The 1,300-nt window shown below is 43.1% G+C and carries 2 protein-coding genes; both read right to left on the reverse strand.

Going from position 1 to position 1,300, the window contains the following annotated elements; all coding sequences use genetic code 11:
* On the reverse strand, positions 1 to 114 hold a 114-nt coding region (locus ABTZ99_RS44985; RefSeq protein ID WP_499619292.1), incomplete at its 3' end, for a hypothetical protein.
* A gap of 55 nt (positions 115 to 169) precedes the next feature.
* Positions 170 to 1,117, reverse strand: coding sequence for an IS30 family transposase (locus tag ABTZ99_RS44990; protein ID WP_003130410.1), 948 nt, complete (start codon positions 1,115 to 1,117; stop codon positions 170 to 172).
* Between the last annotated feature and the right edge of the window lie 183 nt (positions 1,118 to 1,300).

Consider the following 1,300-nt stretch of genomic DNA (forward strand, 5'->3'; position numbering starts at 1 on the left):
ACCAATTTTAGTTTGAATAAAAGTTGTATCTTTTAAAGTGAATTTTTTAACAGTAGGCGCAAGTTGATAAACATATTTGCTACCTTCCAAATGTTTTTCGGTGATAAATGCCATTGTGAGTCTCCTAAATAAATTGTTTATTTTTTTAAACGCAAATTGCAAGTCCAAGTTAGCCAGCCAAGCTCATCTCATATGAACTCTTATAGTTGAACATTTTTCTTGGATAATGGTTCATCCAATACTCGATAGCGGCGACTTCTTCAGGGGTCGTCTTTGTTGTGCCTTTTGGCAGATGCCTACGAATCATTCGGTTATGGTTTTCATTCGTCCCTCGCTCAAAGCTCGCGTAGGCGTGTGCATAGTAAACTGGACAGCTTACGACCTCAGAGAGCCTTGCAAATTCATGGCCATTGTCAGGGGTAATGGATTTGAAGTCATAACTTTTTTGAAGTTCCACCAGCTCATCATTGACCGCCTGTGCTGTTTTCCCATCAATCAAGCGAATGATCTCCGTGCGGTATTTTCGCTCTGTGAGCGTCAAAAGCACCTTGTTCTTAGCTCTCGTAAGAATGACCGTGTCAATCTCGTAATGCCCCACTTCTAAGCGATTGTTAATGAACTCAGGCCGTTCTTCAATAGACTTACCAAAAGGATGCTTTGGCGCACGAGGTTTGATTTTCTTTGCCGCCTTATACTGCGGATAGAAAAGATGATGACGCTTGGCTTCTAACCAGCCCCAGTTGACCCAATTGTAGAGGCTGCTCAGAGAAACTCCTTTTAGAGCCTGATGAATGACTTCCAAAGAGTCCTTGTCTTCTTTAAGACGTGTACTCACATAACAATCAATCTCAGTCGTGAGTTTACTCGGACGAACACTGTGAGCCCTCAATCCTTCATAATTTTCTTGAGCCTTTTTAGCAGAGTATTTTACCTTCCGCTTGAGCTGGATTTCCCCTCGCTTCATCTCTCTGTCAATCGTCCCATGAGCTTTATTCAATAAGCGCGCAATCTCACGGTTGCTCAGTCCTTCTTTATTGTGCCAACGTTCAATGTTTAAACGGTCTTGATTGGTCAGGTGTTTCCCTTTGCTCTGGCTTGTGATAGAATAGTCTTGCATCTGAATTTCCTTTTTATACTATTTGGTCGAACTTCTAGTATAAGAGATTCAGATGTTTTTTGCTTGACTCAAGGTGGCTAACTTCATAGTCGAAAAGCTGACGATCGGGCCGCTTGTGATCGACGAGGAAGCTGATCCCACCAATCTTGGTCCGACTGTCCGCCACCTCCGACTGGTCGGTGC

It is taken from the genome of Actinosynnema sp. NPDC002837, from assembly GCF_040295345.1.
In the GTDB taxonomy this organism is placed as follows: Bacteria; Actinomycetota; Actinomycetes; order Mycobacteriales; family Pseudonocardiaceae; genus Actinosynnema.